Origin of the sequence: Massilicoli timonensis (genome assembly GCF_900199515.1) — a bacterium.
Classification (GTDB): Bacteria; Bacillota_I; Bacilli_A; order Erysipelotrichales; family Erysipelotrichaceae; genus Massilicoli; species Massilicoli timonensis.
Window position 1 is genome coordinate 2,035,006 of sequence record NZ_LT963434.1, and the last position, 19,380, is coordinate 2,054,385.

Genomic DNA, 19,380 nt, shown 5'->3' on the forward strand with positions numbered 1-19,380 from the left:
GAGAATATAGGTAAGATGATTATAATAAATGATTTTTCTTAGAATTTTTATCAGACTTTAAGTGATCATTGATAGAATAAAAAACTTTTTTATTAAGAGCTAAAAGACATCTTTTTCTAAATCTAGTGAAATTAGTAACACCATTAGAAACCGCCAGATAAGTACGTATCTGACCATTGATGTTTTCAGAAAGAGAGTTACTAAGCTTTCTATTATCAAAAGGCTTTTTGAATGAATTGAGTATTTCAATTTTCCAATTGTTAAGGAGAATAATAAACTCATGATATTCAGGAATCTGTGCCTCTATAAAAGCCTCATAAATAGAATTAAACCATTGTTCACAATTTTCTTCAGTTGCTTTCTGATTAAAGAGTAAATACATCTCTTTCAAACGATATGCAAGAGCTAAGTTTTCACTAATATCCAATATCATATCAAGCAGATCTCTTTTGTTCAACTTTCTATTAAATCGTTTATTGTAGAGAGGTTTATTATCTAAATAAACATCTTTCTCAATCAAATCTTTCCAAGTTTTTAAGAGATAATAACTATTACTATTGTATTCCACTTGATAAAGGATATTAAGACGAATGCGAGTGAAACAATCCATGAGGTGTTTTACAACATGGAAAGGATCAACAGCGATAATAGCGTTCCTTAAATAAGTAGCAGCGATATCTTTATAAGGCAACCACATATCAATCGTTACGTATTTCACGTTATTTCTCTCTGCAAGAGGTATTTTATCGAAATAGCGTTTTAATTCAGCCTTAGAACGAGAAGGAAGAATTTCAAATAAGGATCTATTTACATTATCTACCATAATGCATAAATAAGCAGAATCTCTACGATTTGCCATCTTAGAATGGATTTCATCGATACCAATTGATTCAGGAAGATGAATTCTAGGGATATTGACAAAGCTGTCAAAGTAACGCTGTACTTGCGTAATGGAGATGTGATTGAGTTGAGCTACCATAGAATAAGTATAGTTGAGATTGGAAAGAGATTTCATAATGTTATTCAAAGCGAGGTAAGAGTTTTTGAAGGTAGAGAAAGTAAAAGGATTCTTACCAGAGAAAGTACGAAGACATTCGTTGCATTGATAACGATTATTTTTGAAAACGATGACACACTTACGATCAGTAAGTTTAGGGTGATTGATATATTTAGGACGATGATAACCATTGGAGTGGGAAATACCACTACAGTAAGAACAAGGTGGATTAGTGGGTTTAAGAGTAATAAAAAGTTGGGTTAGATCAGGAGAAGATTTGATATCAAAAAATTGAATCAAATTTTTGTCGATATTGAATAGATCTGTGATAAAATCATACATAGGTTGATACCTCCTTCGTGTTAAAGTTTCTCGGCAAAGAAAAAGTAACATGAAGGTTATTTTTTTTCATAGTAAAAGTGGACACCCACGCAAGGTGTTAAAGGGTATCCACGCATGAAGTTAAATAGGTTTGAAAATAGCCACGCAAAGAGTTAAAGGTCCTCCACATCCACGCACCAATTTAAAGCGCCCTAATAAAAAAGCGCATAGGAATCAAACCTATGCGTTTTGTTAAAAATTTGGTGGAGCTAAGGGGATTCGAACCCCTGACCCCCTGCGTGCAAAACAGGTGCTCTCCCAGCTGAGCTATAACCCCATGTATGTCAAATTCGATGATGGTGGGCCTGAATGGACTTGAACCAACGACCTCACCCTTATCAGGGGTGCGCTCTAACCACCTGAGCTACAGGCCCTTGTCATCGAATGCTTTGTTATATTACCATGTTCTTTTTTTATTGTCAATATATTTTTTTAAGAAGTAACGGAAATCCGATTCTGCTTTTTGATCCGCACTTATCTTTTGCCTATAAGCCCCCAACTACATCTCTTCCATTCAGATTCCTATCATTTCTATATTGATAAATCCACCTATTTCTATAAAAGCAAAATAATTATGTTATAATCATATTACAAATCCTTATTAAAAGATTGCCTCACTCATAAAACAGCAATCATCACTGCCGTAAGGAAAGAAAGGGTGTTTTCATGCTATTTCAAAAGCGCAAACAACTGTCAGTACCGGCCCAGATCGCAACCTATGACCCAAACAGGATCTATCGCTTCAAAAAGCAGTATCAAAGAGAACAACAGATCCACAGCGATCCCTTTACAGATGCCGTCCGTGATTGGCTTAGTACACATTTTCAAATTCTTTGTCTAGATGTTCAACTGGTACGCAACTCTTATCAAGATGAAATTTATGTCATTGCCGATCGTAACAGCGAAGCAAAACAGCTTGCTGAACAAAATGCCGATGCTGAAATCATGGCACAATTTCGTTTGTTTTGCGAACAGTTTCAAGTGCTTGCCAATCTTTCACCACGGCTAAATGTTCGATACCTCTCCTTGCAGCACATTGAATGTAAACGCATGATCGCAGATACCTATCGCACCTTTTCTAAAAAGATGAAGCAAAAATATCCGAACACGATCGCCTATATCGGCAAACTCCCCGACAGCCTTGTGATTTTTTATCATAACCGCGAAATTTTATTAAAAGGCATCTCAAAAGGATATGCCAAGGATATGCAAGATACTTATATGCGTGTTCTGCGCAGTGTCGATACCTTTCATTATTATGATAGCGAAGAAGCGCCTCTTTATTTCGATAGTTTCCGTTACTTTCAACGCCATTTCCGCGGTAATCTTTCTCATTATGCCTGTTTCATGGATGAGGAATATCAAAAACGCCACTGCCTATTATATCGCCAAGAAAACGAATCGTGTGATTAAATTGCTATTTCTGCCTTACTTTTATACTGATCTCGATTTGATTTTTCATCTGCATCTCTCATACTTTTTCGTATCATGCAATAAAATGAGGCAATTACAATTATACAATCGCTCATCCGACTTCTATAAACCTGTTTGTCGATACGATATTTTAGGCTTTTAGAGTTTTGCCTCACTCTTTGATCTGATCAGGATATATCAGCTGATAATCACCGTCATGTGTCAGTTGTAACTTTATATCACATGGCATCTGATGTTCCATAATCCTTTTTATATTGCGTTTTTCACTTGTTTCATAAAAGCGCATTGCCTCATGCGGCGCACAGCCGCCTTTCATTTTACGAAACAATAAACGCGATTGCAGTTCCGCTTCATTTGCCTCAATAAAAATGCTAAAATCACAAAAAGAAGCAAGTTCTTGCCAGTGCAGCTCTCTCAACAATAAATAATTTCCTTCAAGCACTACGATTGGCTGATCGACCAGTAGTGCATCCGGCTCTACGTCATGCTTTTTGCGGTTATAGGCTGGCCAGTACACTTGCGGTTTTCTTTGCAGTTCCAGCAGTTTTGTTTTCAGTAAAGCAAGATCAAATGTTTCCGGGCATCCCTTTACCGCTTTCATCGGTGTTTCCGCTCCATCAATGGAAAGCGTATGTGACAAGATATATTGCTGTGTGTAATGAAAACCGTCCATGCCGATTGCCTGTAAAGCTGGAAGGGAAGGATCATTCTGCGATAAATGGGCAAAATAAGCTGCCAGCGTTGATTTTCCGGTCGCCGGCGGTGCTGCCAGAAAAACAATGATCCTGCGTCCGGCTTTTTTCTGTAACTTCGCAAGCTTTCTTAACAGCGGTTTGACGATCTGACTTGTAAAAGTATCCTCATATTCCGCATATACGCAAAAGCCATTGATGGCAAAGTGAAATGCTTCTCTCATCTTGATCCTCCTGTATGCATCCTATCTAAGCAAGCCATCGCTTCCTTATTTTTATCTTCTACATCTTTCATTTTATTCTCGCTCCTATTAAAATGCAATCAAAATCAAAGCGGATTCAGACTATCCCGCAGTATAAAAGCAGCTGAAAAACGCTTATTTCATCATTTCATTGCTCCCTTTGAGAAGGTGTATGCCTTTTAGTGGATCATTTGCCTGCATCTGACTATCTTTTTGCGAATCCCTTTGAATTATAGTTTACTTTTTGAGGGAAATATCTTAAAATTGATACGTATCGAATAATAGGATGAAGGAGGCAAATTATGAAAATTTCATCACTGCAAAAAGCAAGATATGAATATTCGCCGAAATTGCCGGGCATGCTCAGAAACGGCATTTCTAACATCTGCGTAAAAGAAGGCGAAGAAACAAGCAGCGTGGCAGATCAGGAAAAGATCAAAGCGCTGTTCCCTAACACTTATGGGAAAAAGGAAATCACTTTTGCACAAGGGGAAAATACTTCAACTGCGAAGAAACAGGTTGTCGGCGTTATTCTTTCCGGTGGTCAGGCGCCGGGCGGACATAATGTTGTATGCGGACTTTATGATGCGTTGAAGGCGACAAATCCGGAAAATGTACTGTATGGCTTTAAGAATGGACCGATCGGATTGATCGAAGATGATTATTTGATCTTTGATGATGCTTATATTGATCAGTTCCGCAATACTGGCGGTTTCGATATCATCGGTTCAGGAAGAACGAAATTGGAAACCAATGAACAGTTTGCGATCGTTGCGGAGGTTTGTAAAAAACATGGCATTACGGCAATCGTTATCATCGGCGGTGATGATTCTAACACGAATGCGGCAGTGCTTGCGGAATATTTTGCGGCACACAATACCGGCGTGCAGGTAATCGGTTGTCCGAAAACGATCGACGGCGATTTGAAAAATGAAGACATCGAGTGCTCTTTTGGTTTTGATACCGCTACAAAGACTTACAGCGAAATTATCGGTAATATTGAAAGAGATGCGAATTCCGCAAAGAAATACTGGCACTTTATTAAAGTCATGGGACGTTCTGCTTCTCATGTCGCTTTGGAATGTGCACTGAAGACGCAGCCAAATATCTGCTTGATTTCAGAAGAGGTATCGGAAAAGAAAATGTCTCTTTCGCAGATTGCGGATTATATCGCGGATTCGGTAGCCAATCGTGCCGCAAAGGGCATGAATTTCGGTGTGGCGATCATTCCGGAAGGAGTTGTGGAATTTGTGCCGGAATTCTCAGTCCTGATTCACGAAATCAATGAATTGCTTGCCGGAAGCAAGGCGGATGCGTTTAATGCGCTGCCGACATGGAAAGAAAAATATGCGTTCATTGAAAATGGCTTGAGTGCAAAATCAATGGAAGTTTTTGCGATCCTGCCGGAAAGTATTCAGCAGCAGTTGTTCCTGGAACGCGATCCGCATGGCAATGTACAGGTTTCTTTGATTGAATCGGAAAAATTATTCTCAGCTTTGGTAAAGGATAAGTTGGAGGAGAGAAAGAAAGCCGGTACTTATAATGGCAAGTTCAATGCACTGCATCATTTCTTGGGTTATGAAGGAAGATGTGCATTCCCGTCTAACTTTGATGCGGATTACTGCTATTCTTTGGGATATAACGCGTTTATGTTGATTCAGTATGGATATAACGGTTATCTGTCTAAGATTTCTAATCTTTCTAAACCGGCTAATGAATGGGTTGCCGGCGGTATGCCGATTACAAAAATGATGAACATTGAAAGACGGCATGGTGAAGATAAGCCGGTTATCAGAAAAGCGTTAGTGGAACTGGAAGGCAAGCCGTTTAAGTTCTTTGAAGCACATCGCGAAGAATGGGCCGTGGAAACCAGTTTCGTATATCCGGGTGCAATTCAGTATTATGGACCTGCTGAGGTTTGTGATATTACGACGGAAACCCTTTTATTAGAACAGGAATAAAATAGTGAAAGAGGCACGAGTGATATGCTTTTGAAAAAAGGCTGTAACCATGCCTTTTTTTTCGTGCAAAAGATCAAATTCACTTTTATCTTTGCCTGATTATAAATTGTTTGCTTTTGCGTGCATGTTAAGAACTGAAATTTATCTTGGAGGAAGCGTTTACTATCCCCATTTCATATGATTGTTATCTTATAAGGCAATATGTTGCTTTATCATAAAAATGATTGCAAATAGGCACGCTTTATGGAGAGATCGAAAACTTCATCTCCGTGTAGGATTCGATCATCAGCTGCTTACGATGGCAGCCATCATAGGTACCATTTTCAAAAAGCATTTTTCCCCTTCCCATATTTTCTTCTTTGCCAAATGATCGATGATGATTTAGGCAAATAGATACATGCAAGAATGGGTTAGAATAGTAGTATATATGATCCTATTGGACGTTCACATTACCATCACCACATAGGATAGGCTCCATACTGATAGAAAAAAAGCCGCATTTCCGCGTACTTTCTTTCTTCTTTTTCATCTTGCAATGTTTAGAGCACGCATAGAAAGCATGATCACAAACACCCTTTTCCTAAAATATTTCTTTGTCCATCACTTCATCTGCTCATCAAACGATCCTGCTAGCTGTGTGCCAAATGATAATGTGCGATCACCGCATTTAATTCTGCAATCGTTTTTTCTCCGTCCGCTAAGCCATGGGTCAGGATCACTGTCGCATAAGGCGTCGGCGTATATACGATTCCTACGACATTGCGATAAGAATCAAGCAGCCCATACTTCTGAGCAATCGGATATTCCACATAGGTTTTCAGATACTGCTGCGGCATTGCGTTTTTCAAATGTTTGATCACGATCGCATATTCTTTACGATGTGCATATAGATAAGATGCCGTATCTAATAAATAACGGGCTGTCGTTTCATTGTGATAAACCGAATAATAATCATCCGGATAAACCGTGTCTTTACTGTATTTCGTCGCCATCTCCCGGAAAACGCGCCAGCCACCTAAATTTTCAAATAAAATATGCGAAGCCGTATTACAGGAATGTACCAAACTTTGTTCCATCAAAAAGCTCAAAGGCACAGCGCTTCCCACCGAATAATAGTAATCAGTCGTGCCGCCGCCTTCTTCATAACAGTTTGTGCAATAGCGCAGCGTACTGTCCTCTTGCAGCGTTTTGTCATTGATCATCTCTTCATAAAGCATATTTAACGGAAGTTTGTAGGTAGAAGCAGCCGTGAACCACACGGTTTCATTTTGATAATAGGTTTCACCGGTAGATAAATTCACATAGCCGATCGCAAGATTCTCCGCGTCAATTTGCTGATCTGAAAGATAGCGATCTACCAATTTCTCCAGCGAGAGATTTTGATAATCATAGCCGGGATCAAAGGTGATCATCTCCACTGCCACTACTTGTATTTCTTCACTCTTTTTACGCTGATTCCCATATGCGTCCACTGCCGTTACGCTCAAAGTGTAAGTGCCTTCCTTTAACGATTCCTCTTCTAAGGAATAAGATACTTCAACCGCACTTTTGTCGATCACTTCGACGATTTCATCAAAAGAACGCATGCTTCCTAAAAGGAATGTATGAGAAATAAACTGAATCCGCGGTTTTACATCATCAACCAGCTCGATGACGATTTCGTAATCTTTGCCTAAAAAAGAAACCGTGACACGATGTTCGCCGATTTTTGAGAACTGAAACAGCGATTCCTCAAATTCCGTATTTTCTTCTTCCGCCTGTCCTTCAAAATAATAAGCGCTGGAAGTCGGGATTTCTTCTTTATAACTGATCGTAAATATCTGCTGTTTCAATGCGACATGCGCTCTACAATACTGATATATGCCAAGGCATACGATCATTACGACGATCAAAGAAGCGGATGCAAGTAAAACATGTGAAGCAGACAGCCGATATTTCTTCATAAAACCCCTCCATTATGTCATATTTTATCATAAAATCAAGGTTTGTATCAAACAATGCAGGCAGGCATACAATAGATTGGTGATGTGATGAAGACAATTAGTTTATGCATGATCGTGAAAGATGAAGAAGCAGTGCTGAGCCGTGCGCTTGACAGTATAAAAGATGTTGTAGATGAAATGATTATCGTCGATACAGGATCAAAAGATCAGACCAAGGCGATCGCTTCCCGCTATACGCCGCATGTATATGATTTTATCTGGTGCAGCGATTTTGCCAAAGCGCGCAACTATGCGTTTTCAAAAGGGACGATGGATTATTTGATGTGGCTGGATGCCGATGATGTGCTGAAAGAAGCAGATCGACAGGAACTGCTTGCCCTCAAAGAAACATTAAATGATGATGTGGATATGGTGATGATGCCATATGTCGCCGCAGTACATGAAGATGGCTCGGTTGCTTTTTCTTATGAGCGGGAGCGCTTGTTTCGCAGAGATCGCCATGATCAATGGCAGGGAGCGGTACATGAAGTGATCGTGCCTGCCGGTAAGATCTTGCACAGTCGTGTGCATATTTGGCATCAAAGCATTAAAAAAACAAAGACCAGACGAAATTTGGATATTTACGAAGCAATCAGAAAGACTCGTTCCCTAGATGCCAGAGAACAGTTTTACTATGCCCGGGAATTACAAGAATGCGGGGAATCAAGGGCTGCTGTACAGGCGTTCATCACTTTTTTACAGCGTGGTGACGGCTGGGCGGAAAACTGTATTGATGCGTGCAGGCATTTGGCTTATTTAGAACCGGAAGAGGCATTAAACTGGCTATTCCACAGTTTTATCTATGGGAAACCGCATGCTGAGGTCTTATGTGAGATCGGCAGTTGTCTGTTTCAAATGCGCCGTTATCAGGAAGCGATCTATTGGTATCGGCAGGCACTGCATGCCAAAAGAGTGAAGGGCGCATTTATTGTGGAAGATGCGTACGGCTTTTTGCCATCACTTGGCTTATGTGTTTGTTATGATCAGCTGCATCAGCAGAAAAGAGCGTATCATTGGCATTTGCGAAGCAAACACTATCATCCTGAACACCCCTCAGTTCTGCATAATGAAGCTTATTTTCAACAGATCTTAGGCAGTTTGCATGCGAAACAGGGAAAAACTATGATAAAATAGCGGCAATCAATGGGAGGCAAGAAGATGCAGGAACAAGTATTGTATTACAGCGGTGCATTGGATCAAAAAACGAGTGAAGCGATCCTTGCGGCGCTTGAAGCATGTCAGATTGCTTATACGGTTTTAGAAGACAGCGATCTGGATCAGTCGATTCAGTCATTATTGAACACTAAGAAGCAAGCGGTCATCGTTAATCGGCGGCATCAGGAAGCCTGCATGCTGTTTCGCGAGGGAAAAGAGCAGACTTTTGTAAAACTGCGCCGTGCCTTTGCACAAAGGCAGATCATCTATTCTGGATCAAAGGCAGTTGTAACAAAGCATAACCGTACATGGTCTTTTATCAAACTGTTAGAAGAGGTCGAAGAAGAGCATCGCTATTTTCAACTTTATGAAGTAATCTTAAAACAGTTAAAAGAAAGTGAAGCTTTGCGGGAAGAAGCATATGAGCCGCATACGTATCATAAGCTTCAGCTCGCACGGCTCCATGTATTTCAAACGCTGCAAAAGCAAAGCGATTATTCCGCTTTGCTTAGCGTACAGGCGGAATTACAACAGGCGTTGGCGCAGCTATGTAAAAAATAGCGGGAATTGTTGTAAGTCTTTTTGAAAGAGGCTATAATGGTAAAATAGAAAGGAAGGAAAGAAGCAATTATGGAAAGAGTGTTAGCATGGAATACATATGATGAAGCGAAAAAACAGGAAGTGTTTGCTTTTAGTGAGGACTATAAGCGCTTTATCTCTGTTTGTAAAACAGAACGGGAATGTGTAGCGGAAACGATCCGCATGGCAGAAGCGAAAGGGTATCGCAATTTAGATACGCTTGTGGCATCTAATACGCCGTTAAAGCCGGGCGATAAAGTATATGCCAACAATATGGGAAAGACGATCGCCTTGTTTGTGATCGGCAGTGAACCGTTGGAAGCGGGCATGAAGATCTTAGGGGCACATGTGGATTCTCCGCGTCTTGACATCAAACAGAATCCACTGTATGAAGATCATGATCTGGCTTTGCTTGATACACATTACTATGGCGGTGTGAAAAAATACCAGTGGGTAACGCTGCCGTTAGCGCTGCATGGCGTTGTGGTGTTAAAGGATGGAACTAAGGTAGAAGTTGTCATTGGAGAAAAAGAGGAAGATCCGGTAGTGGGGGTCAGTGATTTATTGATCCATCTTTCAGCCGATCAGTTGAAGAAAAGCGGCAGTGAAGTAGTAGAAGGTGAAGATCTGAATATCTTGGTCGGTTCTATGCCTTTAGATAAAGAGGGCAGCGATCAGGTCAAAGCGATGGTTTTGGATATTTTGCGGAAAGAGTATGGCTTTGCGGAAGAAGATTTTTTATCAGCGGAATTAGAGGTGGTTCCGGCAGGAAAGGCAAGAGATTATGGCATTGATCGTTCTATGATCATGGGCTATGGACATGATGATCGGGTTTGTGCCTATACTTCGTTAATGGCGATGCTGGAAGTGGAAACCTGTGATAAGACATGTGTGTGTCTGTTAGTGGATAAAGAGGAAGTCGGCAGCATCGGCGCCACCGGCATGCAGAGCAAGTTTTTTGAAAACAGTGTTGCGGAAGTGATGAACCTTTGCGGCAATTACAGTGAACTGGGCGTGCGGCGCGCCTTAAAGAATTCTAAGATGCTTTCCAGTGATGTGAGCGCTGCCTATGATCCTAACTATGCCAGTGTCAATGAAATGAAGAATACGGCATTTTTCGGAAAAGGCATCGTTTTCAATAAATATACCGGTTCGAGAGGAAAAGGCGGCTGTAATGACGCCAATGCGGAATTTATCGCGGAACTGCGTCAGATCATGGAAAAGGAAGGCGTTGTATTCCAGACAGCTGAGCTTGGAAAAGTAGACCAGGGCGGCGGTGGAACGATCGCTTACATTCTGGCACAGTACAATATGGAAGTGATCGACTGCGGGGTAGCGGTACAAAATATGCACGCGCCTTGGGAAGTTGTTTCCAAAGCTGATGTTTATGAAACGAAACAAGGATATGTGGCATTCTTAAAACATGCGTAAGAGGAAAGGCGCTGATCGCAAACGGTCAGGCTTTTTCTTTTTGTAATCGTGATCTTTAAGCACATGGCACGATCAAAATGCAAGCAGGAGTGATGATAAGCCCGCTATGCGCTGCGCCAATAAAATAGGGGGCGATCTTTCTTTGTATCGGAAGATAGATTGTGCTACAATCATAGTAACAGAAAAAAGGAAGTGGGCAGAATGCGAAAAATCAAAATACAGGAAATCGATGGTTTTTTGATCGGGCAGGAACAAAATGAGAAGGCCGGAACCGGATGTACGGCGATCATTTGTGAAAAAGGCGCGGTAGCCGGTGTCGATGTGCGCGGCGGTGCACCGGCAACGCGGGAAACGGATTTATTAAATCCATGCAATACAGTGGAACAGATTCACTGTGTGATGTTAAGCGGCGGCAGTGCGTTTGGCTTAGATGCGGCAAGCGGTGCCATGCGCTATTTAGAAGAAAAAGGCATTGGCTTTGATATGGGAACCGTTAAAGTGCCGATCGTCTGCGGTGCGTCATTATTTGATCTGCATATCGGAGATCCGCATATCAGACCGAATCAGGAAATGGGTTATGCGGCCTGTACCAAAACAGATCAGCTGTTTCAGGAAGGGAATTACGGCGCCGGATGCGGCTGTTCTATCGGCAAAACGCTGGGAGCTGCTCATGCGATGAAAAGCGGGATCGGCGCTTATGCCATGCAGTTTGGTGATGTGCAGATCGGTGCAGTAGTAGCGGTCAATGCCTGCGGTGATATTTATGACTATGAAAATCATGAAATCATCGGTGCAGCACAAAAGGAAGGTGTTTTCTATCCGGCTGAACAGTTATTGATGCAGAAGATGGAAATGCCTATGGGCAATACGACGATCGGCTGTGTGATGACCAATGCCAAGCTTACCAAAGCACAGGCGAATAAACTAGCCGCAATGGCACATGACGGCTATGCACATGCGATCACCCCGACACATACGATGTCTGATGGAGATACGATCTTTGCAATGGCAAGCGGAACGGCATCATGTGATTTCAATCTGCTTGGAGCACTTGCGGTAAAATGTGTGGAACAAGCAGTCATAAACGGATTCAAACAGGCGAAAAGCGCCTATGGACTGCCTGCTTATCAAAAGAAATAAAATACAAAATCAGGGAAGAACAGCGGATGGGAAGATCGGCTGTTCTTTTTAGGAGAAAATAGCGGAAGAAGGGAATCAAAATACCTTTCCGTACAGTCATTGCATACGTGAAATTTAAGAAAATAAAGATTGAAAACAACAATAATGTTTGTTATAATGGTGTGGCAGTAAAAGAAAGGTCCACGTAGCTCAGTTGGATAGAGCATGCGCCTTCTAAGCGCACGGTCGGGGGTTCGAATCCCTCCGTGGACGCCATTGAGAAAGAAAGCCACAGCAGTGGTTTTTTTTATATCACTTTTTCACTAAGTGAGATCAGAAGCGAAGTGCTTCTATAAATACGGATAAGCTATGTCATGGTTTGTTTCGTTTTATTGCCGATGCATGCAGACGCAAGCTGCTTCTCTTACATATCACTTTCTCATGTCTTTCATGATCACAGGATAAACAGATCTGATTATTTCTTGGGAAATAATCAGGAAGTAATCAGTTGCAGATTGGTAGGAGACGACAAGATCATCTAAATAACAAGCACGCGATGCTATATTGCTTTTTTCAATGCTTTATTGATCTAGTAAAAATATTTCTCGTATTCTCTGATTCATCTCTGAAAAATTGATAATGTTTTCACAAATTTTCTAAAATACATTGAAAAAGCATATTGTTTTTCGTTATAATATAGCAGGATGAGGTGATATTTATGAGTATGAGAGGAATTTATAATTCAGTAACCGACATCAGAAGAAAAGTGTTTACTGAAATTGCCAGACTGGCATATGAAGGCGGCGATTATGCAGAGAAGATCGAGCGTTTGCCTTACAAGATCCTGCCGGGTGAAAGAGCGACTTATCGTGATTCCATCTTTTTGGAACGTGCGATCATCGGGGAACGTCTGCGTTTGGGAATCGGGCTGCCTTTGCGCAAAATGGATGAGCATTCGTTGTTGAGCGACGGTATTGAAGAAAGTGCGATCGCTGAAAAATATTATGACGATCCGCTGATCAATATCATTAAGTTTGCCTGCAACGCCTGCCCTGAAAAACAGGTTGTTGTAACGAGCACTTGTCAAGGCTGCTTAGCACATCCATGTAAAGAAGTATGTCCAAAAGATGCCATCAGCATCATTAACGGAAAATCGGTGATCGATCAGGAAAAATGTATCAAATGTGGCAGATGCGTGGATGTTTGTCCATATCATGCCATCAATAAATTAGAGCGTCCTTGTGCCGCAAGCTGTGGCATGGATGCAATTCGTTCCGATGAATTCGGACGTGCTGAGATCGATTATGATAAGTGTGTTTCCTGCGGTATGTGTCTGGTAAACTGTCCGTTTGGGGCAATCGTTGACAAGGGGCAGATCTTCCAGATCATTCATGCGATGAAAACCGGAAAAGAAGTGATTGCGGCGATCGCACCGGCATTCGTCGGACAGTTCGGCCCTACGGTAACGCCTGAAAAAGTAAAAGGGGCATTGAAAGAATTAGGGTTTGCGGATGTTGTGGAAGTTGCGATCGGTGCCGATCTTTGTACGGTGGAAGAAGCCGAGGACTTCTTAAAGAAAGTACCGACAGAGCAGCCGTTCATGGCTACCAGCTGCTGTCCGGCTTGGTCGGTAATGGCGAAAAAGCTGTTCCCTGATTTCAAACCGTACATTTCAATGGCAATGACACCGATGGTATTGACCGGTCGTCTGATCAAGAAGCAGAAGCCGGATGCAAAAGTCGTATTCATCGGACCTTGCGCCGCTAAGAAGCTGGAAGCCAGCCGTAAGAGCGTGCGCAGCGATGTTGATTTCGTATTGACATTTGAAGAAGTAATGGGCATGTTTGAAGCCAAAGGCATTTCATTGGAGCAGGCAACGGCTGATGAACCGTTTACAGAAGGAAGCAGCCATGGACGTGGATTTGCGGTAAGCGGCGGCGTTGCCAATGCGGTAAAACAGTGCATTCAGAAAAAACATCCGGATATGGAAGTATTGATCGATTCAGCAGAAGGCTTGAAAAATTGCCGTACGATGCTGATGATGGCTAAGGCCGGAAAACGCAATGGCTATCTGTTGGAAGGAATGGCATGCCCGGGCGGCTGTGTTGCCGGTGCCGGTACGTTGCAGCCGGTTATGAAATCAACGGCATTGGTTAAGAAGTACACAGCAGATGCGGAAAAGAAAATGGCATTTGAAAGTGAATATCTTGACAATTTAGAGTTGATCACCAAAGATTAAAACAGAGATAAAATCAGAAACTATGTCGCAGGAAAGGCGTTCGATCCTTTGCTTTGCGGCATAGTTTTTATTAGTATTGTCATAGCAGATACATACGATAAGTGTGTTTGTTTACAAATAAATAGAGATAATCGTTAGCGGTTACAGTAAATGTAGATAAATATGGGAAAATATGGTATAGTGTAAACAAGCAAAGATAGCGTCTGTAAAAGGAAACAGACGAGAAGGAGGAAAAGATGAAAAAGAAAGTATCGTTGCTTTTGGCAAGTCTATGCCTGATGCTAGGCATGGCAGTAAAACCGAACATGATTTTTGCCCAGGGGGGGGGGTACTGTAAATCAGTACTCTGAAACTGAGATTGGCGGATTAACGCTGGATGATTGGGATTGGAGACCTGGACCAAATGGGATCTCATTAAAAAAATATAAAGGGAATGCCGTAAATGTTGTCATTCCATCAGAGTTTGAAGAAAGACCAGGTGTATCAGTAGAGATTGCAACTTTTGATGGAATGTTTGATAATCTTGAGAAAGAAAATCCAACAGCAGATATAGACGGTTATGACCACTATAATACATTAGTATCATTAAAAATAGGAACGACTAGCCAGAAAGTAGCACTTGGAACAGAATCCCTTCGAGGTGCATTTTGTCCAATTAAATATGATGGTCTTTTTGATGTGCTGGAAACAATAGATTTGAGTGGTTTGGATACAAGTGGTGTTACAGATATGTCTAATATGTTTATGTCTTGTATTTCACTTAAAGAAATAAAAGGCTTAGAAACGCTAGACACAAGTAAAGTCGAAACTATGAATGCAATGTTTTGGGATTGCCCTTTATTAAAAAATTTAGATTTGACCCATTTCAATACAGAGAATGTAAAAGATATGAGTTATATGTTTATGGCTTGTCTCAACTTAGAAAGTTTGGATGTTAACAGTTTTGACACGAGTAAAGTTGAAAGAATGGACTATATGTTTACTATGTGCGAAAATCTAAAAAATATAGAAGGACTAAATCATTTTGATACAAGCAAAGTAGAGAATATGTATGGAATGTTTTCCGATTGTGAAAAAATCAATGTTTTTGATTTAAGCAGCTTTGACTTAAGTGGGTTCAAAACAAGTAACGCGGACAGAATGGCAGAAATATTTGACTGTGATGATTTTATTGACGATCCGATTCCTACCATTATCATTACGGAAGATGAAAAACTAATCGAAAGATATAATGATCCTGACAGTATCAAAGGGAGAATCCCTTATTTTGGCAATGTTTCTTTTGATGCCAATGGCGGTGTATTTGCAGATGGAAGCACAAAGCAATTTACGGTTGTAAATGATGAAACCAATCACTTTATCTATGCAAATGAAACAGAGGTCGATCAAGCAAAAGCTGCTGTATCCGCAGTGCCGGGAACTGACATTCTGATGAATAACCCATCTACTAGTCTAAGCAAAGAGGGAAGCGTATTCAATGGCTGGTATTTAGATGAAGCATGTACGAAGCCATTTGATGAAGCAACAACGATCGACTTTACGACATTAGCGAACGGTACGCTGCACTTATATGCGGGATACAGTGAACCGCTTCAAGCAGTCGAACTGATCGCATATGAAGGAGGATCGGGAACCGACGCCAGCAATCATGGCGATGCCTTGCCGGAACCGCAATGGGAAGAAGGCTTGGAAAGCTATGCGATCAGCGTAGATGGAGAAGCATGGGATCTGGAAGAAGAGGGAGTGCCATTTGCATGGGAATATCGAAACAGCGAGGGAGAGAAGGTAGAGAGCGCAGCGAAAGCGGGAAGCTATGCACTGTATGCATTACCAAGAGTAGATGATAAAGAGATCCGATTAGATGAACACATATTGAGTATACCGGAAGAAGGGATGGCAGTAGGGGAAGTAAAGGTAAGAGAAGTAAGCGATGAAAGTGCAGAGACACTGAGCAGTGAGATCTATAAGGGTGTATATGAAGAAGAAGGAGCATGCCAGATCAAAGAGGCACATGCACATGTAAAAGCAGGGACGCAGTTTTATAAGAACGGGAATACGATGTATCCGGTAAATGAAGATGCGAAGATCGTGCTGTTATGGGATGAATTGATCGAAGAGGTATTGGGATCAGCAGAACGGATGGAAGCACTGCATGCAAAGGGAATGGAAGCAGTGAAAGGGATGGATGAAACGAAGGAAGTAAAAAGAGAGTTTCGGTATTTGGATCTGGTCGATCAAAATGACGGGAACTTATGGGTAGGAACGGAAAAGGAAACGGTAAGCGTATATTATCCATATCCAGAAGGAAGCGAAGAAGGGGATCGGTTTGCGGTCGTGTATTATGAGGGATTGACAAGAGATTACACGATGCAGATGAGCGAAGAGGCTTTGGATGAAGAGATCGCAAAGAGCAAGGCGAGAGAGATAGAAGTAAGAAAGACAGAGGGTGGATTGGAGTTTGAGGTAGGAAGCAAGGAGTTTGGGACATTTGAGGTGATGTGGCAGAAGGAAGAGAAACCGACAGAGCCGGAGGAGAAGCCGAATACACCAAATGAAGAGGAAAAGGGAGAAAGCAATATCGAGGAGATCAAGAAAGAGGAGAGCGAAGCAGTACATACAGGAGATGAAGTAAGCAAGGGAATGTATTATGTGCTGCTAGGGGGAAGTATGATCGTGTTCGCTGCAATGTTACGCAAGAACAGAAGAAGCGAACAGTAGTAAAACAATGCAAATGAGCAGGTAGGAAAGACTGCCTGCTTTCTTTAAGAAATATGAGTAAAATAAAACCATATCTGTCAAACATGTCCTAATAAATAAGACTTGCTCAGATATGGTTTTTCTTTCAGAAATCATCATTTACATGATGATTTCAGCGCTATGATTGGAAATAGAAATCACTGAAATCATACTTGAATACGCGATACGCATATTTCTCTGCTTCATAGTGATATTCACGAATCAGATTGCCTTCCTTGTCATATTCATTGAAGCAGTTGGATTTTCCGGAGCTGCTGATCAAGTGATCCTGATACCATTCACAGCTAGAAACGATGCTGGAATAAGGCAGTGCAACTTGATCCACCAAAGTATAAGTGCCGCTGTTTTCATCAACAAGGTATTGATAATAATAAGAGGCAGTTCCTTCTGTGTAAGTGCCGGCGCCGATAAATGCGCTCCAGTCCAGATCCTGTCTGGTCCTTGCATTGGTAAAGTTGTTATTGAACATATACAGGTAATACTGTCCTTCCGGTAAACTATCATCTGCTAAATAAGTGATGGTGTGCTGACCTGACTGTGAGATGAAGTCTGTACCTTTCGCATAGAGAAGCGTATGCGCATCATCATCGTTTTCCTGATATAAGGAAGCATCTGCTAAGAAATAGGAAATGCTTGGATTGTTTCGATAATCACTGATCTTGATAATGGTACTTAATTCACGAGAGCTGACGATCAGATCATCGCCCATAAAATCAAAGAAATTGAGATGTATCCAGTCTAATTCATCTCCGCCGTAGGTATTGCCTTCTTCCGGTGATACAGCTTTTGCATATAACTGCGGCAATAGATCTTTCATATCAACAAGTTCTTTGACTTCATTCGTTTCCAGGTCTAACGAGATCATCACATCTTCGATGGTCATGTCATTGTCCTCATTTACCAATATGACGAGTTCATTATGTTCTTCATCATAGCGAAATTCATGGTGCTGTTTATAAGAACCGATAGAATAGAGATTGGTGATCTTGCCAAGTTGATTTACAGTCATAAAGCCATTTTTGCTATAACTGTATAACAGTTCATCACCGACTTGTTCGATGCGGTCGCTGCGATAATTCTTTAATGGCAGTTCACCGCGCAAGACACCGTCATTGTCATACAGGTATATATTGGAATTAAATGATTTATCTAATCCGAAAACCGCAAATAGGCCATCACTCAGTTCTTGTGCGGAATCACCGTTCTCGATGGCAAGCTGTGTATTGTTTTGAGTAGCACACTGCGGCATTTCAATCGTGTAAGTGTGGGTTGCAATCGTTTTTCCTTTATCGTCGCTGTAAGTGAGCGTTAAAGTGTTTTTCTCTCCATAGACAAAGCCAATGACCTGTGAAGCATACCCTTCTTCTATTGCGACAGTAACAGCAGTCTTGGAAAAATCTTGGATCGTTTCATCTTCCACATGGATCTCATAAGAAAGAGTATAGGCTTCATCTCCGTGATAGGCTACTAGCAAGGAGGAGGTATTGGTGCCGAAAGGGTTGTATAACAGCAGTGGAGAGGCCACCGTATATTCATCTAATGCTTCTGTGATTTTATCCTCTACGACACTTTGATAATTAAGCGAATAGATCGAATCCGCATCGGCATCTACCTCATAAACAGATTCCCCTAGTGTTTCAGAAGGAATGATGCGTGTGTGAAGGGAACGCCAAAAAGTCGTTTTTTGAATCTGATTGCTGGAAAAGCCATAGATGATCCCGCCGGCAACTGCCAGACATAGAATGCCAGCGATTACCCAGTGTTTTTTCTTTTTCATGTCATGCCTTCTTTCTGTATTGTCATTATATTATGATTATAACGGAAATACCTGAAATGAGACTGAAAAAAGTGAAAAATATAGGATTGATTCGTGCTTTTTTAAGGTATTATACGGGGTTTATGGAAAGATCGTAAGGCTGCATCTAGAAATGTATGATTCGAGCATAAACAGGTGAAAGCAAAAAAATCATTTTTTTGAAAAAAGGACTAGTCAAACACTTTGTTTTATGGTATTATATGAAAGCACTGAGCAATGCAGATGTAGTTTAATGGTAGAACACAACCTTGCCAAGGTTGATACGGGGGTTCGATTCCCCTCATCTGCTCCATAAAAAAAGCAACTTACGAGTTCATAAAGGCTCGTAAGTTTTTTTATATTTTTTTCAACTGGTTTTTCATTATATATTAGTTTCCAGATCTTGAAAGAATTGGTTATTTTTCATTTTGAATATCTTTATATATGAATATTACATCTTCTTAAATGAGATTGCTCGTTTCGCTTAACTGTTTCTTTCCTTTCGGCTGAGCCCAGTCAGTAAATTTTTCAGGCGCATGTCCGAAAACGGCTAGACATAAAACATCATTTTGCGGTAATCTATAGGTAAGGAGATCTAAGATGAAAAAGTTTAAGC

Annotated in this window: 12 protein-coding genes and 4 tRNA genes; 10 read left to right on the forward strand and 6 right to left on the reverse strand. The window is 41.2% G+C overall.

From position 1 onward, the window contains the following. Positions 1-19 precede the first annotated feature (19 nt). The 3 genes from C1712_RS12260 to C1712_RS12270 all read right to left on the reverse strand — a co-directional run bounded on the left by C1712_RS12260 (position 20) and on the right by C1712_RS12270 (position 1,752). Positions 20-1,339, reverse strand: a complete 1,320-nt coding sequence (locus C1712_RS12260) for an ISL3 family transposase (RefSeq protein WP_180963187.1) — start codon at positions 1,337-1,339, stop codon at positions 20-22. Between the two features lie 240 nt (positions 1,340-1,579). Further along, positions 1,580-1,655 (reverse strand) — tRNA-Ala (locus C1712_RS12265). A gap of 20 nt (positions 1,656-1,675) precedes the next feature. Beyond that, a tRNA-Ile gene (locus C1712_RS12270) sits at positions 1,676-1,752 on the reverse strand. A 292-nt stretch (positions 1,753-2,044) separates the two neighbouring features. Here C1712_RS12270 and C1712_RS12275 point away from each other — a divergent pair. After that, positions 2,045-2,791 carry a hypothetical protein gene (locus tag C1712_RS12275; RefSeq protein WP_102269608.1) on the forward strand — a complete coding sequence of 249 codons (747 nt, stop codon included), beginning with the start codon at positions 2,045-2,047 and terminating at the stop codon, positions 2,789-2,791. A 172-nt stretch (positions 2,792-2,963) separates the two neighbouring features. On the opposite strand, the gene C1712_RS12280 is transcribed toward C1712_RS12275, so the two are convergent. Continuing rightward, positions 2,964-3,728 carry a nucleoside/nucleotide kinase family protein gene (locus C1712_RS12280; RefSeq protein WP_102269610.1) on the reverse strand — a complete coding sequence of 255 codons (765 nt, stop codon included), beginning with the start codon at positions 3,726-3,728 and terminating at the stop codon, positions 2,964-2,966. A 320-nt stretch (positions 3,729-4,048) separates the two neighbouring features. Here C1712_RS12280 and C1712_RS12285 point away from each other — a divergent pair, with 320 nt between their 5' ends. Next, positions 4,049-5,707, forward strand: a complete 1,659-nt coding sequence (locus C1712_RS12285) for a diphosphate--fructose-6-phosphate 1-phosphotransferase (RefSeq protein WP_102269612.1) — start codon at positions 4,049-4,051, stop codon at positions 5,705-5,707. A 629-nt stretch (positions 5,708-6,336) separates the two neighbouring features. On the opposite strand, the gene C1712_RS12290 is transcribed toward C1712_RS12285, so the two are convergent. Next, positions 6,337-7,650, reverse strand: a complete 1,314-nt coding sequence (locus tag C1712_RS12290) for a serine hydrolase (RefSeq protein ID WP_102269614.1) — start codon at positions 7,648-7,650, stop codon at positions 6,337-6,339. Between the two features lie 87 nt (positions 7,651-7,737). Between C1712_RS12290 and C1712_RS12295 the strand changes: the two genes are divergently transcribed. From C1712_RS12295 to C1712_RS12325, 7 genes are all read left to right on the forward strand, one after another. Continuing rightward, positions 7,738-8,823: a glycosyltransferase family 2 protein gene (locus C1712_RS12295; protein ID WP_102269616.1), complete on the forward strand. Its 1,086-nt coding sequence runs from the start codon at positions 7,738-7,740 to the stop codon at positions 8,821-8,823. Between the two features lie 24 nt (positions 8,824-8,847). Then, positions 8,848-9,405, forward strand: a complete 558-nt coding sequence (locus tag C1712_RS12300) for a DUF3783 domain-containing protein (RefSeq protein WP_180963188.1) — start codon at positions 8,848-8,850, stop codon at positions 9,403-9,405. Between the two features lie 69 nt (positions 9,406-9,474). Further along, a complete protein-coding gene (locus C1712_RS12305) occupies positions 9,475-10,854 on the forward strand; it encodes an aminopeptidase (RefSeq protein WP_102269620.1) in 1,380 nt (459 codons plus the stop codon). Between the two features lie 201 nt (positions 10,855-11,055). After that, positions 11,056-11,994, forward strand: a complete 939-nt coding sequence (locus tag C1712_RS12310; protein ID WP_102269622.1) for a P1 family peptidase — start codon at positions 11,056-11,058, stop codon at positions 11,992-11,994. A 178-nt stretch (positions 11,995-12,172) separates the two neighbouring features. Further along, a tRNA-Arg gene (locus C1712_RS12315) sits at positions 12,173-12,249 on the forward strand. A 448-nt stretch (positions 12,250-12,697) separates the two neighbouring features. Beyond that, positions 12,698-14,212, forward strand: a complete 1,515-nt coding sequence (locus tag C1712_RS12320; RefSeq protein ID WP_102269872.1) for a 4Fe-4S dicluster domain-containing protein — start codon at positions 12,698-12,700, stop codon at positions 14,210-14,212. A gap of 510 nt (positions 14,213-14,722) precedes the next feature. After that, complete coding sequence (locus C1712_RS12325; RefSeq protein WP_102269624.1) at positions 14,723-16,930, forward strand: BspA family leucine-rich repeat surface protein; 2,208 nt, start codon at positions 14,723-14,725, stop codon at positions 16,928-16,930. A 157-nt stretch (positions 16,931-17,087) separates the two neighbouring features. Here the strand turns inward: C1712_RS12325 and C1712_RS12330 are convergent, their stop codons facing one another. Next, positions 17,088-18,746 (reverse strand): aryl-sulfate sulfotransferase, encoded by a 1,659-nt coding sequence (locus tag C1712_RS12330; protein WP_102269626.1) that lies wholly within the window; start codon positions 18,744-18,746, stop codon positions 17,088-17,090. A 257-nt stretch (positions 18,747-19,003) separates the two neighbouring features. Here C1712_RS12330 and C1712_RS12335 point away from each other — a divergent pair. Beyond that, a tRNA-Gly gene (locus C1712_RS12335) sits at positions 19,004-19,077 on the forward strand. Positions 19,078-19,380: the final 303 nt, after the last annotated feature.

Bases quoted from the DNA above. Each gene is read 5' to 3' on its own strand.
- C1712_RS12300 (WP_180963188.1), top strand. From the start codon at position 8,848: ATGCAGGAACAAGTATTGTATTACAGCGGTGCATTGGATCAAAAAACG.
- C1712_RS12285 (WP_102269612.1), top strand. From the start codon at position 4,049: ATGAAAATTTCATCACTGCAAAAAGCAAGATATGAATATTCGCCGAAA.
- C1712_RS12330 (WP_102269626.1), bottom strand. From the start codon at position 18,746: ATGAAAAAGAAAAAACACTGGGTAATCGCTGGCATTCTATGTCTGGCA.
- C1712_RS12325 (WP_102269624.1), top strand. From the start codon at position 14,723: ATGTTTGATAATCTTGAGAAAGAAAATCCAACAGCAGATATAGACGGT.
- C1712_RS12320 (WP_102269872.1), top strand. From the start codon at position 12,698: ATGAGAGGAATTTATAATTCAGTAACCGACATCAGAAGAAAAGTGTTT.
- C1712_RS12260 (WP_180963187.1), bottom strand. From the start codon at position 1,339: ATGTATGATTTTATCACAGATCTATTCAATATCGACAAAAATTTGATT.
- C1712_RS12280 (WP_102269610.1), bottom strand. From the start codon at position 3,728: ATGAGAGAAGCATTTCACTTTGCCATCAATGGCTTTTGCGTATATGCG.
- C1712_RS12275 (WP_102269608.1), top strand. From the start codon at position 2,045: ATGCTATTTCAAAAGCGCAAACAACTGTCAGTACCGGCCCAGATCGCA.
- C1712_RS12305 (WP_102269620.1), top strand. From the start codon at position 9,475: ATGGAAAGAGTGTTAGCATGGAATACATATGATGAAGCGAAAAAACAG.
- C1712_RS12290 (WP_102269614.1), bottom strand. From the start codon at position 7,650: ATGAAGAAATATCGGCTGTCTGCTTCACATGTTTTACTTGCATCCGCT.
- C1712_RS12310 (WP_102269622.1), top strand. From the start codon at position 11,056: ATGCGAAAAATCAAAATACAGGAAATCGATGGTTTTTTGATCGGGCAG.
- C1712_RS12295 (WP_102269616.1), top strand. From the start codon at position 7,738: ATGAAGACAATTAGTTTATGCATGATCGTGAAAGATGAAGAAGCAGTG.